11 protein-coding genes are annotated in these 11,963 nt (G+C 70.5%); 5 read left to right on the top strand and 6 right to left on the bottom strand.

Annotation, left to right across the window (positions count from 1 at the left end; all coding sequences use genetic code 11):
- Positions 1-4 precede the first annotated feature (4 nt).
- The 6 genes from ACLD0U_RS13115 to ACLD0U_RS13090 are packed head-to-tail and all read right to left on the bottom strand — an operon-like array spanning position 5 to position 7,216.
- Complete coding sequence (locus ACLD0U_RS13115; protein WP_410340878.1) at positions 5-1,606, bottom strand: ABC transporter permease; 1,602 nt, start codon at positions 1,604-1,606, stop codon at positions 5-7.
- Complete coding sequence (locus ACLD0U_RS13110; RefSeq protein WP_410340877.1) at positions 1,603-2,562, bottom strand: ATP-binding cassette domain-containing protein; 960 nt, start codon at positions 2,560-2,562, stop codon at positions 1,603-1,605. Before ACLD0U_RS13110 ends, ACLD0U_RS13115 begins: the two co-directional genes overlap by 4 nt.
- A gap of 43 nt (positions 2,563-2,605) precedes the next feature.
- On the bottom strand, positions 2,606-4,195 hold the full coding sequence (locus tag ACLD0U_RS13105; protein ID WP_410340876.1) for a molybdopterin-dependent oxidoreductase: 1,590 nt from the start codon (positions 4,193-4,195) through the stop codon (positions 2,606-2,608).
- Between the two features lie 58 nt (positions 4,196-4,253).
- Complete coding sequence (locus ACLD0U_RS13100; protein ID WP_410340875.1) at positions 4,254-5,438, bottom strand: multidrug effflux MFS transporter; 1,185 nt, start codon at positions 5,436-5,438, stop codon at positions 4,254-4,256.
- A 3-nt stretch (positions 5,439-5,441) separates the two neighbouring features.
- Complete coding sequence (locus tag ACLD0U_RS13095) at positions 5,442-6,779, bottom strand: MFS transporter (RefSeq protein WP_410340972.1); 1,338 nt, start codon at positions 6,777-6,779, stop codon at positions 5,442-5,444.
- A gap of 5 nt (positions 6,780-6,784) precedes the next feature.
- Complete coding sequence (locus ACLD0U_RS13090) at positions 6,785-7,216, bottom strand: MarR family winged helix-turn-helix transcriptional regulator (protein WP_179409883.1); 432 nt, start codon at positions 7,214-7,216, stop codon at positions 6,785-6,787.
- A 112-nt stretch (positions 7,217-7,328) separates the two neighbouring features.
- On the opposite strand from ACLD0U_RS13090, the gene ACLD0U_RS13085 reads away from it, so the two are divergent.
- From ACLD0U_RS13085 to ACLD0U_RS13065, 5 genes are read left to right on the top strand one after another with little or no spacing between them, the layout of a single operon-like run.
- Entirely contained in the window at positions 7,329-8,069 is a 741-nt protein-coding gene (locus ACLD0U_RS13085) for a copper homeostasis protein CutC (protein WP_410340874.1), read from the top strand.
- Positions 8,070-8,101: 32 nt separating this feature from the next.
- Complete coding sequence (locus tag ACLD0U_RS13080; protein ID WP_410340873.1) at positions 8,102-8,965, top strand: alpha/beta fold hydrolase; 864 nt, start codon at positions 8,102-8,104, stop codon at positions 8,963-8,965.
- Positions 8,966-9,004: 39 nt separating this feature from the next.
- The gene (locus ACLD0U_RS13075; protein ID WP_410340872.1) at positions 9,005-10,054 is read left to right on the top strand and encodes a lipoyl protein ligase domain-containing protein; all 1,050 of its coding nucleotides are present in this window, start codon (positions 9,005-9,007) and stop codon (positions 10,052-10,054) included.
- Positions 10,051-11,007, top strand: a complete 957-nt coding sequence (locus ACLD0U_RS13070) for a DNA-methyltransferase (RefSeq protein WP_410340871.1) — start codon at positions 10,051-10,053, stop codon at positions 11,005-11,007. The genes ACLD0U_RS13075 and ACLD0U_RS13070 overlap by 4 nt, the downstream gene beginning before the upstream one ends.
- A gap of 34 nt (positions 11,008-11,041) precedes the next feature.
- Positions 11,042-11,935 carry a LysR family transcriptional regulator gene (locus tag ACLD0U_RS13065; RefSeq protein WP_206551143.1) on the top strand — a complete coding sequence of 298 codons (894 nt, stop codon included), beginning with the start codon at positions 11,042-11,044 and terminating at the stop codon, positions 11,933-11,935.
- Positions 11,936-11,963 lie beyond the last annotated feature (28 nt).

Raw genomic sequence — 11,963 nt, 5'->3', positions numbered from 1 at the left:
GGCCTCAGGATGCGGGGTGCAACTCGCGTCGGCGCATCAGCCACAGCGCCGCCGCAGCACCCAGCACGGTGATCGCGAGCAGCCACCATCCGCCATTGACGTCGATTCCGTCGGGGCCCGGCACCGGCGCCTGCGCGAAGGGAGACAGCCGGGTCGCCCATTCCGGTAGCGAGAACAGCGGGCCGAACAGGCCGATGAGCAACGCGACGAGCACCAGCATCCACCCGAAGACGATCGTCGCTCGCGGCGCGACGACGAAGACCAACGCGGTCAGCGCCAGGATCACTGCGGCCGCCAGCGCCTGGCCCACGCCGGCGATGACAGCGTCGGCGACCAGGTCGGCACCGCCGCGCAGACCTCCCAGCGCCGATCCTGCGATCGCGGCGGCCAGGGTCAGTGCCGCCGCGGCAGCCGCCACCACGAGGTGCGATGCCAGCCAGCGGGTTCGGTCGACGGCGCCCGCCAGGACGGGCTCGGCGGTGCCGTGTGCCTCTTCCTGACGGGCCCGGCAGACCGTCTGCACAGCGGCGCACGAGGCGAGCACGCCGACGATCAGGTAGAAGACCACGACCATGCTCTGCTCGATGTCGTTCTGCTGCGACATCGCTTCGAGCAACCGCTGCACCGAATCGATCCGGGCGAGCTCGTTCATCGCCGAGGTGAGGCTCGTGGCCAATATGCCGGCGATCAGCCCGCCCGTCGCCCACCCCCACGCGGCGCCGCGCGACAGACGCCAGGCCAGGCCGATCGGCGATCCCATCATCCGCGACGCCGAGGCGCGACCGTGCCGCTGCGGCACGATGCCCTCGCCGAGATCGCGCGTCGACTGCACGAGGAACGCCGCGGTCGCGAGCAGCACGCCCAGAGCGATGCCCAGCAGCGCCGGCCAGGCGACGTCATCGGCGTAGGCGCGGGTGTTCTCGGCCCATCCGATGGGCGACAGCCAGGTCAGCGGGCTGCTCTCCAGACGGGTGAGGTCGTCGCTGGGCGTGCCGAGCGCGTTCCCGAGCCCGGCGGTCAGGTAGGCCGCGACCAGCAGCCAGACGGCCAGGGAGTTCGCGCCGCGTGAGGTGCGCATCAGTTGCGCCGACAGCAGCCCGACCCCGAGAAAGCACAGACCGACGGATGCCACGGCGAGCCCTGCGATGAGTGAGCCCGCGACCGGGTACCCCAGGGTGATGAACGCGAGGGCGATGCCGACGCCGATCACGGTGGTGACGAGGAGGCCGTGCAGGGTGGTCGCCGCCAGGGGCAGGATTCGCGCTGCGGGGGTTGCGGCGACCAGTTCGGCCCGCCCCTGCTCCTCATCGGTGCGGGTATGGCGCACGGCGAGGAACACGCTCATCATGCCGACGAGCATCGACAGGAACGGGAGGATCAGGAACACTGCGACCTGCGCCTCGCCCGACCCGGACGGCAACCCGCGGAACAGCAGGATGACCGGATTGGCCATCACCGCGGCCAGCAGCCCGTGGCGGTCGGCCTCGGTCGTGAACGAGGCGGTGACACCGCCGACCGCGGCAGCAGCGAGCAGCGTCGTGCCGACGACCCACAGCGGCACCTGCAGGCGGTCGCGGCGAAGCCGCAGCAGCAGGAGCGTCCTCATCGACGGAGCTTCCCGCGTGCGTCCACCGTGTTGGACGCTGTGTCGTCCACTGTGTCGTCTACCACGTCGCCGTAGTGACGCAGGAACAGCTCCTCCAGCGAGGGCGGTTCGATGCGCAGTCCCGTCACGGCCCGACGGGAGAGCTCCGGGAGCACGGCGGTGACCCGGTCGCTGTCGACCGTGAATCGGGCGCGGCCACCGTGTATAGCGCCGTCGTGGGCTTCGGGGATCCCTGTCAGGGCGTTGTCGGAGGTCGCGTCGAACGAGACCTCGGTGCGGGTGAGGTGCCGCAGGTCGGTGAGGGTGCCGGTCTCGACGATGCGCCCCGCTCGGATGATCGATACGTGATCGCACGTGTGCTCGACTTCGCTCAGGATGTGGCTCGAGAGCAGCACGGTCGCGCCGCCGTCCCTCAACCGGGTGAGCTCATGCCGAAAGGTCACTTCCATCAGCGGGTCCAGGCCGCTGGTCGGCTCATCGAGGATGTACAGGTCGGCGGGAACCGCGAGAGCCGCGACGAGCGCGACCTTCTGCCGGTTGCCCTTCGAGTACGAGCGACCCTTCTTGTGGGGGTCGAGCTGAAACACGTCCAGCAGACGCGCTCGCTGTGCGCGGTAGTCGGCGGCGTCGGTGCGGGCGCCGCGCAGCCGGGCGAGCAGGTCGATCGCCTCGCCGCCCGACAGGTTCGGCCACAGGCTGACATCGCCGGGCACGTACGCGATGCGCCGATGCAGGCGGGCGGCCGACGTCCACGGGTCCTCGCCGAACACCGACACAGTCCCGCCGGTCTTGCGCGCCAGCCCCAGGAACACGCGGATCGCGGTGGACTTGCCGGCGCCGTTGGGGCCGAGGAAGCCGTGCACCTGCCCGGCGCCGATCTCGAGGTCGAGGCCGTCGAGGGCGCGCACCCGTCCGTAGGTCTTCGTCAGCCCGCGCGTGCGGATGATGGGGTCCATGCGACAGGACGCTACTCCTGTCGTGCCGCCGGCGGAATGGGGCTCACGCCACGGTCGCGGTGACGGTGTGCCATCCGGTCGCGCCGTCGGGCGCGGGAGGAGCGGATGCCCCGGTCTGGGCGTTCCCGTCGGCATCGATCGCCCGGCAGCGCAGCACGTGCGCCCCCGGGGTGGCGCGCCAGGGCATCCGCCACTGCACCCACGTGTCGGACGAGAGGGCCGGGGCGAGCTCGGCACGCTGCCACGGCTCGTCGTCGACTTGCACCTCGACGCCGGATACACCGGTGCCGGGCTGCCAGGCGACGCCGGCGATCATGGCGTCGCCGGCGGTAATCTGCGCTCCCGAGGGTGGTACGTCGATGCGCGACTGCAGTTTGATCGGGCCGCGTGCCGACCAGCCGCGGTCGGTCCAGTACGCCCGCGACCGATCGAAGCGGGTCACCTCAAGGTCGGTCACCCACTTCGTCGCCGAGACGTACCCGTACAGGCCGGGCACCACCAGCCGCACGGGAAAGCCGTGCTCCAGAGGGAGGGGTTCGCCGTTCATGCCGATCGCGAGCAGAGCGTCGCGGTCGTCGGTGAGCGCTTCCAAGGGGGTGCCGGCGGTGAAGCCGTCGGCCGAGGTCGACAGCACCATATCGGCGTCGGCGTGCGGTTGAGCACGGGCAAGGAGCTCGCGGATCGGGTATCCCAGCCACACAGCGTTGCCGACCAGGTCTCCACCCACCGGATTCGATACGCACGACAGGGTGACCGGTGCCTCGATCAGCGGCAGGGCGAGCAGCTCGTCCCAGGTCAGCCGCACCTCGTGGTCGACCAGACCATGGATGCGCAGCTGCCACTGCGCCGGGTCGACGGTGGGCACCACGAGGGCGGTGTCGATGCGGTAGAAGTCGCTGTTCGGAGTGATCAGCGGGCTGAGCCCGGCGACATCGAGGGCTGCGCCGGCTGGCGCCGCTGGCGCGGGCATGGCCGGTCGGGGCAGGCGGATCGCGTCGCGCACGACCGTGACCGCGGTCGAGCCGGCGCGGGCGAGCGTGCCGCCCACCGCCAAGGCGACCCCGACGATCGCGGCACCACCGGTCCAGGCGAGGAAGCGCCGCCGGGAGTGCGCGGACGTGTCAGATGGTGCGCCCTCTGGTGCGACCCTCTCGGCGGGCACGACCCCCTCGGCAGGCGCGACCCTCTCGGCGGGCGCGACCCCCTCGGCGGGCATGAGCGAGAGCAGCGTCCGCAGGAACACCGCCGCGACGGCGCCCGCGACGACGGCGGGCAGCCACGACAGCGATCCCGCGTCGGCCCGGGTGAGCGCGAGAACGCCGACGCCGACGCCCAGCGCGGCGAACGCGATGACGCCGACACCCCGCCACCGCGATTCGGCGATGCCTGCGATGGCCGCAACGGCGAGCAGCGCGACGCCGATGCCGATCAGCAGCGCGAGCTTGTCGGCCGTGCCGAACCAGGCGATCACGGTGTCTTTCGCCCATGTCGGCGCCGCGTCGATGAGGGCGCCGCCGATCACGGCGAACGGGCTGGCCGTCGGTGCCGCCAGGGCCGCGACGAGCTCGCCTGCTCCTGCGCCCAGCAGCGCTGCCGCGCCACCGGCCGCTGCTGCCGCACCGGATCGCCTCATGACTCCACGTTACGAGCCCCGGCCCGCGTCGTGCGCCTGATCTTCGCGCGAGGCGGCGCTACGCGTTCCGGGCGCCGCGGGCGCTCGCCACGGCCAGCAGCACGAGTGCCCCGACGAGCGCTGCGAGCATGGTTCCGCCGAGAACCGCCGCCGAGACTCCGAACAGCGAGACCAGCGGCGGCACGAGGGCGCCCAGCAGCATCGAGACGGTACCGAGCACGGCGGATGCCGACCCGGCGCTGCGCGTGATCTGGCCCAAACCGAGCGCGGTGAGCGAGGGGTTGTTGATGCCGTGCGATGACATGACAACGAACAGCGGCACCAGCAGCCACGGCTGTGACGAGTCGAGCATTCCGGCCAGCAGCACCGCGATCGCGGCTGCCGCGGCGATCGACAACGACCACCGCACGACCCGCTGAGCGGGGGCTCGGCGGGCGAGGCGCCGGTTGAGGGTCGCAGCGGCGAGGATGCCGACCGAGTTCGCCGCGAACACCAGGGCGAAGCCCTGCGGGCTCAGACCGTACTGCTGCTGCAGCACGAACGGCGACATCTGCAGGTACGAGAACAGGGCGATCGAGGCGAGACCGAGCGTGGCGGCCGCGAGCATGAACGGACCGTTCGTGAGGGCCGCACCGATGCCGCGGAAGTCGTTGCGGATGCCACCGGCGGTGCGGTCGTCGGGGGCGTGCGTCTCGGGGACGGCGAGGGCGGCGACCGCGAGCAGCAGCGCACCGATCACGGCGAGCGTCACGAAGACGCCACGCCAGTCCGACACCAGGGCGATGCCGCCGCCCACGAGCGGGGCGAGCACCGGCGTGATGCCGAGCACGGCGGCGAGTGTGGAGTACGCCGCGACCGCTTCGGCACCCGAGAACAGGTCGTGCACCACGGCGCGGGCGATCACCATTCCGGCGGCGCCGCACAGTCCCTGCACGATGCGGATGCCGATCAGCACCTCGATCGTGGGGGCTACGGCGCACAGCAGCGAGGTGACGATGAACCCGGTGATCGCGATGAACAGCGGCATCCGCCGTCCGTACCGGTCACTGATCGGACCCCACAGCAGCTGGCCCAGCGCCAGGCCGATCATGCACGCACTCAGGGTGAACTGGGTCAGCGACTCGGAGGCGCCCAGGTCACTGCCGAGCTGTGGCAGCGACGGCAGGTAGACATCGAGTGAGAGCGGGCCGAAGGCCGTCAGTGCGCCGAGCGCGAGGAGCAGTGAGCGCGGATGCCGCTGCACGGGTCAGCGCTTGCTCTTGCGAAGGCGGGGCAGGCGGATCGGCGAGGTGATCGCGGTGCGCTCGTCGAAGGTCTCGGGTTCCATCGCGCGCACGACCGAGACCGGTCGGGTCTCGTCGAGCGTGAGCTTGAACTTCGCCCCCTCGCGCCGGTGCAGGCGGCCGGACCACAGCATCCACCCGACGCCGATCCCGAACGCGACGATGCCGGCGACGCCGCCGACGACGATCGCGGTGCGCGCCGAGAAAGCATCGACGATCCACCCGGCGATCGGCGCGCCGATCGGCGTCGACCCCATGATGACCGCCATGTACAGCGCGAGCACTCGGCCGCGCAGTGCCGGGTCGGTCGTCGTCTGCACGTAGCCGTTGGCGGTGGTCAGCATCGAGACGATGCTGAACCCGACGAAGACGAGCACGAGCGCGTAGGTCCAGTACGTCGGCGAGAACGCCGAGAGGACGGATGCCAGCCCGAACCCTCCCGCCGAGAGCACCAGCACCCTCACCCGGGCGCGGTCGCGCCGCGCCGCGAGCAGTGCGCCCGCCACGGACCCGATCGCGAGTACCGAACTGAGCACGCCGTAGCCATCGGCGTCCTTGCCGAACTCCAGAGCCATCGTCGAGGCGAAGATCGGGAAGTTCATGCCGAACGCGCCGATCAGGAACACCATCACGAACACCACGACGAGGTCGGGCCGGCCCCAGACGTACCGGAAGCCCTCGGCGAGGCCACCCGAGCGGTGGTCCTTGGTGCGGGGGATCAGCTCGTGCACGCGCATCGCGAGCAGGGCGATGATCATGGCGAGGAAGGTGACGGCGTTGGCCACGAACACCCATCCGCTGCCGAGTACGACGATCAGCAGACCGCCGACGGCCGGGCCGATCAGGCGGGCCATGTTGAACGCCGCCGAGTTCAGTGCGACGGCATTCGAGGCGTCGTCGATGCTCACCATGTCCGACACGAACGCCTGGCGGGCCGGGGCGTCGAAGGCGTTCGCGACGCCGAACGCTGCCGCGAAGCAGAACATCAGCGGAAGCGTCATGACGCCGGTCAGCAGCAGCGCCGCGACGCCGAGCGCCAGCAGCATCAGCGTGGATTGCGTCACGAGAAGCACCTTGCGCCGGTCGAACCGGTCGGCCACCCAACCGGTCATGCTCACCAGCACCAGTGGCGGGCCGAACTGCAGCGCCATGGTGATGCCCATCGCGGTGGCGTCGTTGTCGGTCAGCTCGGTGAGCACCACCCAGTCCTGGGCGGTTGCCTGCATCCAACCGCCGATGTTCGAGATGACGCCGCCGAGGAACCAGGTGCGGTAGTTGAAGGTGCGGAACGACCGGAACATGCCGCTCATGCGTCGGCCATCCTCTGCAGCAGTGCGGCCGCCTCGCGCAGCACCGCGAGGTCGCTGTCGTCGAGGCCGGCGTCGGTGATCATCGCCGCCAGCAGCTCGTCGCGGCGGCGGATGGTCTCGGTGACCACATCCTCGCCCTGTGGGGTGATCTCGACGTGCACCCGGCGGCGGTCGTCCTCGTCGGGGATGCGCACGACGAGACCCATCTCGACCAGCCCGCCGACGATGGCGCTCATGGTCGGCGCGGTGACGCGTTCGCGCTCGGCGAGCCGCGACAGCGTGTGCCTGCCGTGCGCGCGCAGGCCGCCCAGGATCGCCAGCTGCGCGTCGCTCAGGGAGTCGACGGCTCGCGCGCAGCGGAGGCGCCGGGCGAGGCGGAAGACGGCGTAGCGGAGTTCAGTGGCGGTGGCGGGGAGATCGGCAGTCATTGCTTAGATAGCCTAACTAACTTTTGGGCGCGCCGGACAATACGTTTCGGGGGTGATGAAAATAAAGACCAGAACACTTGACGTCGAGGGCGATCCTGCGAAAATTGTTTTCATGTCACTCGCGCTTGAAATCGCCATCCAGGACCCTGCCGGAATGCGCATCGCGCGCGAGGCGGGTGCGGCGCGCGTCGAACTCACCCAGGCGCTGGCCCTCGGTGGGCTCACGCCCTCTCAGGCGACGATCGAAATCACCCGCGAGGTCGCGGGGGACGACGGCCCCGAGGTGCACGCCCTGGTGCGCTCCCGTGCCGGCGACTTCCACTACGACGCCGACGAGATCGCCCTCATGGCGCGCGATGTGCGCCTCGCGCTCGCCGCGGGTGCGCACGGTGTCGTCGTCGGATGCCAGGGCGACGACGGCGCGCTCAACCGGGAGGGTCTCGCACGACTGGTGGATGCTGCCGCCGGCGCCCCGGTGACGCTGCACCGTGTGATCGACACCACCCCCGACCCGATCGCCGCGCTGCGTACGGCGCGAGAACTCGGCATCCGACGTGTCCTGACCTCGGGTGGCGCCTCGCGCGCGGTTGACGGCGTCGACGTGCTGCGCGCGCTCGTCGCCGAGGCTGACGGTGGCATCGAGGTCATGGCCGGCAGCGGCATCACAGCATCCGACGTCGTCGCGATCGCCGCCACCGGAGTCGACGCGGTGCACTTCTCGGCCAAGCGCACGGTGACCGCCGATGGGGGAGTCCGCCTGGGATCCGCCAGCGACGGCGTCGGCGGCTACGAAACCACCGATCGCGACGCGGCACTGGCCGTCGTCGCCGCCCTCGCCCCGGTCGTCGCCTGACCCGCGCCGAGCGAAATCCGTAGACTCGGGCCATGGCCGCACCCACAACAGCCGAGTTCGTCGACGCCCACGGGATCTCGATCGTGTACGACATGTACACGGCGGAGGGCGAACCGCGCGGCGTCGTGCAGCTGCTGCACGGCGTCGGTGAGCACGCCGGCCGGTATGGAGCCGTCATCGACGCTCTCACCGCGGCCGGCTTCCACGTCTACGCCGACGACCACCGCGGCCATGGGCGCACCGGCATCAGACAACACGGCGGCCCGGCGAAGCTCGGCCGACTGGGGCCGGGCGGTCTGCGCGCCGCCGTCGCCGCCTGCTGGCAGCTCACCGGGATCATCCGCACCCAGCATCCGGAACTGCCCCTCGTGCTGATCGGTCATTCCTGGGGGTCGTTCCTGTCGCAGATGCTGGTGAACCAGCATCCCGAGGCGTACGACGCCGTCGTGCTGACCGGCTCGGCGCTGCGCACCCCCGGTGACCTGAATGCGGCGCCGTTGAACGCGCGCTGGGCGGGGCCCGACGCGCACGGCCTGGAGTGGCTCTCGCGCGACCCCGCCGTGTGGGAGGCGTTCCGCGACGACCCGCTCACGACCGAGACGCCGCTGTTGAAGCTGTTCGGCCCGATCGAGGCGCTGCGCCTGTACGGCCGACCGGCACGCGACCTCGGACGCGACATCCCCGTGCTGCTGATGGTCGGCGGCGACGATCCGGTCGGCGGCCCCCGCAGTGTGCACAAACTCGCCGACGCCTACCGCACGCGATCCGGGCTCACCGACGTCACCACACTGGTGTACCCCGATGCCCGGCACGAGATCTTCCACGAGCTGCAGGCCGAATCCGTGCGTGCCGACCTGCTGGCCTGGCTCGACGCGAGGGTGCCCGTCCGGGCGTGAACCCGGTGCGCTCGCGACCCGGCGGCTTAAGCTGGACGGGTGCATGGTGAGTACAAGGTTCCCGGTGGAAAGCTCGTCGTCGTCGATCTCGAGGTCGAAGACGGCCTGATCCGCGACTTCCGCCTCGCGGGCGATTTCTTCCTCGAACCCGACACGGCCCTCGACGCCATCAATGCCGCGGTCGAGGATATGCCGGTCGAGGCCGACTCGGCCACGATCGCCGCAGCCGTGCGCGCGGCCCTGCCCGACGGCGCGCAGCTGCTCGGGTTCTCGCCCGAGGCCGTCGGCACTGCCGTGCGGCGCGCCCTGGTCACCGCCCCCGGATGGAGTGACTTCGACTGGGAGGTCGTGCACGAGAAGGCCGTCTCGCCGCGCATGAACCTCGCCCTCGATGAGGTGCTCACCGCCCGCGTCGGCGAAGGGCGTCGGCGCCCCACGCTGCGCATCTGGGAGTGGGACGAGTCGGCCGTGGTGATCGGCTCGTTCCAGTCGTACCGCAACGAGGTCGACCCCGACGGTGCCGTGAAGCACGGCTTCGACGTCGTGCGCCGCATCTCGGGTGGTGGCGCGATGATGATGGCCGCGGGCCAGATCATCACGTACTCGCTGTACGTTCCGGCATCCCTCGTGCAGGGCATGACGTTCGCCGACTCGTACGCCTTCCTCGACGACTGGGTGCTGCAGGCGCTGCGCTCGCTCGGTATCGAGGCGACGTATCAGCCGCTCAACGACATCGCCTCACCCACCGGCAAGATCGGCGGTGCGGCGCAGAAGCGCCTCGCCAATGGTGGCGTGCTGCACCACGCCACCATCTCGTACGACATCGACGGCCAGATGATGACCGAGGTGCTGCGCATCGGACGCGAGAAGCTCAGCGACAAGGGCACCACGTCGGCCGCCAAGCGCGTCGACCCGCTGCGCACGCAGACCGGCATGGAGCGGTCCGAGATCATCGAGCGATTCAAGAGCACGTTCCGCGCGCTCACCGGCGCCGAGGACGGCGCGATCTCGGACGACGAGTACGCGGCCGCCGAGCAACTGGTGCAGTCGAAGTTCGCCACCGACGCGTGGCTGCACCGGGTTCCGTGACCGAGTCCGCTGCTCGGGGCTCGGTTGAGATCATCCAGGGCGACAATCTGGCCGTCGCGCCCACCCTGGCATCCGGATCGTTCACCCTCGTCTACCTCGATCCGCCGTTCAACACCGGGCGCACCCGCGAACGGCAGGTCGTCACCGCCCGTCGCCTGCACGCAACTCCGGAGAATCCGGATGATCCCGGCCCAGAACCGGCAGATTCTGCCGAATCCGCCGCAGATCTCCGGAGTTGTGAACCGGAAGCCGACGAGCCGAGCGTCGACCGCGAGGTGCGCCAGGGGTTCCATGGCCACACGTACGAGCGCGTGCGCGGCATGCTGCGCGCATACGACGACCGTTTCGACGACTACGGCGACTTCCTCATTCCCCGCCTGGAAGAGGCGTGGCGGCTGCTGGCCGCCGACGGCACCCTGTATCTGCACCTCGACTACCGTGAAGCGCACTACGCCAAGGTGATGCTCGACGCCGTGTTCGGCCGCGACGCCTTTCTCAACGAGCTGATCTGGGCGTACGACTACGGCGCCAAGTCGCGCCGGCGCTGGCCGACCAAGCACGACACGATCCTGGTCTACGCGAAGACCCCCGGCGAGCACTACTTCGACTCGGATGCCGTCGATCGTGAGCCGTACATGGCACCGGGACTCGTGACCGCCGAGAAGGCCGCGCGCGGCAAGTTGCCCACCGACGTCTGGTGGCACACCATCGTGCCGACCACCGGCCGCGAGAAGACGGGATACCCGACGCAGAAGCCCGAGGGGGTGCTGCGCCGTATCGTGCAGGCGTCCAGTCGGCCCGGAGATCGTGTGCTCGACCTGTTCGCGGGATCGGGGACGCTCGGGGCCGTGGCTGCCCCACTCGGACGGCACGCGGTGCTCGTCGACGACAACGCCGATGCGATCCGGGTGATGCACGAGCGGATGCCGCACGCGTACGTCCGCACGATCTGAGGCGTGCCGCGGTGGCCGCAATTAGGATGGGCACGTGTTCGAGCTGAGGCGCCTGCGCCTGTTGCATGAGCTGGCACTGCGCGGCACGATCGCCGGGGTGGCGGCCTCGCTGTCGTACAGTCCGTCGACGGTCTCGCAGCAGCTCGCGCTGCTGGAGCGCGAAGCGGGGGTACCGCTGCTCGAACCGGACGGGCGCCGGGTACGACTGACGGCCGAGGGGCGGATGCTGGCAGAGCACGCCGCTCGCGCGCTCGAACTGGACGAGGCTGCTCGGGCCGCGCTGTCGGCGCCGGGGGCACTCGAACCCGTGCGGTTGGCCGCGATGCCGACAGCGGCGCAGACGATCGTGCCGGCCGCGCTGACGCTGCTGGCCGAACGTGCCCCGCAGCTGCGGGTGGAACTGGCCGAGCTGCCGCCCGAGAAGAGCCTGTTCGAGTTGTCGGCGCGCCGATTCGATCTGGTGATCGCCGAACAGTACCCCGGACATACCCGCGAGGTACATGCCGGTCTCGAACATCGACTGCTGGGCGAGGACCCGATCCGCATCGTGCTGCCGCCCGATGAGGAGCCGCGTGGTCTGGCCGAGCTCGCCGACCGGGTCTGGGTCATGGAGCCGGCCGGGACGGCCGTGCGCCACTGGGCCGTGCAACAGTGCCGGGCCGCGGGTTTCGAGCCCGATGTGCGGTTCGAGGCCGACGACCTGACTGCTCACCTGAGGCTCATCGCGGCGGGTCATGCGGTCGGGTTGTTGCCCGATCTGATCTGGGGAGATGAGCCCAGCGGCATGAGTCTGGCGACCCTTCCCGGCGCGCCCGTGCGCGAGGTTTTCACCGCCGTGCGGTCGGCGGCACGGGCATCCGAGAGCGTGACGCTGGTGCGCGCGGCGCTCGCCGACGCGTTCGCCGCGCACCGCAAGGTGGCGCCGTAGGCGCACCCGCCACAGAACCATCGATGAA

The sequence above is a fragment of the Microbacterium sp. 2216-1 genome (assembly GCF_046507855.1).
GTDB classification, from domain to species: domain Bacteria; phylum Actinomycetota; class Actinomycetes; order Actinomycetales; family Microbacteriaceae; genus Microbacterium; species Microbacterium esteraromaticum_C.
This window is presented reverse-complemented; position numbering and strand designations above follow the sequence as displayed.

What these genes read in the sequence shown, in the direction of transcription:
- ACLD0U_RS13110 (WP_410340877.1), bottom strand. Translation starts at nt 2,562, where the DNA reads ATGGACCCCATCATCCGCACGCGCGGGCTGACGAAGACCTACGGACGG.
- ACLD0U_RS13080 (WP_410340873.1), top strand. Translation starts at nt 8,102, where the DNA reads ATGGCCGCACCCACAACAGCCGAGTTCGTCGACGCCCACGGGATCTCG.
- ACLD0U_RS13090 (WP_179409883.1), bottom strand. Translation starts at nt 7,216, where the DNA reads ATGACTGCCGATCTCCCCGCCACCGCCACTGAACTCCGCTACGCCGTC.
- ACLD0U_RS13105 (WP_410340876.1), bottom strand. Translation starts at nt 4,195, where the DNA reads ATGAGGCGATCCGGTGCGGCAGCAGCGGCCGGTGGCGCGGCAGCGCTG.
- ACLD0U_RS13085 (WP_410340874.1), top strand. Translation starts at nt 7,329, where the DNA reads ATGTCACTCGCGCTTGAAATCGCCATCCAGGACCCTGCCGGAATGCGC.
- ACLD0U_RS13115 (WP_410340878.1), bottom strand. Translation starts at nt 1,606, where the DNA reads ATGAGGACGCTCCTGCTGCTGCGGCTTCGCCGCGACCGCCTGCAGGTG.
- ACLD0U_RS13095 (WP_410340972.1), bottom strand. Translation starts at nt 6,779, where the DNA reads ATGTTCCGGTCGTTCCGCACCTTCAACTACCGCACCTGGTTCCTCGGC.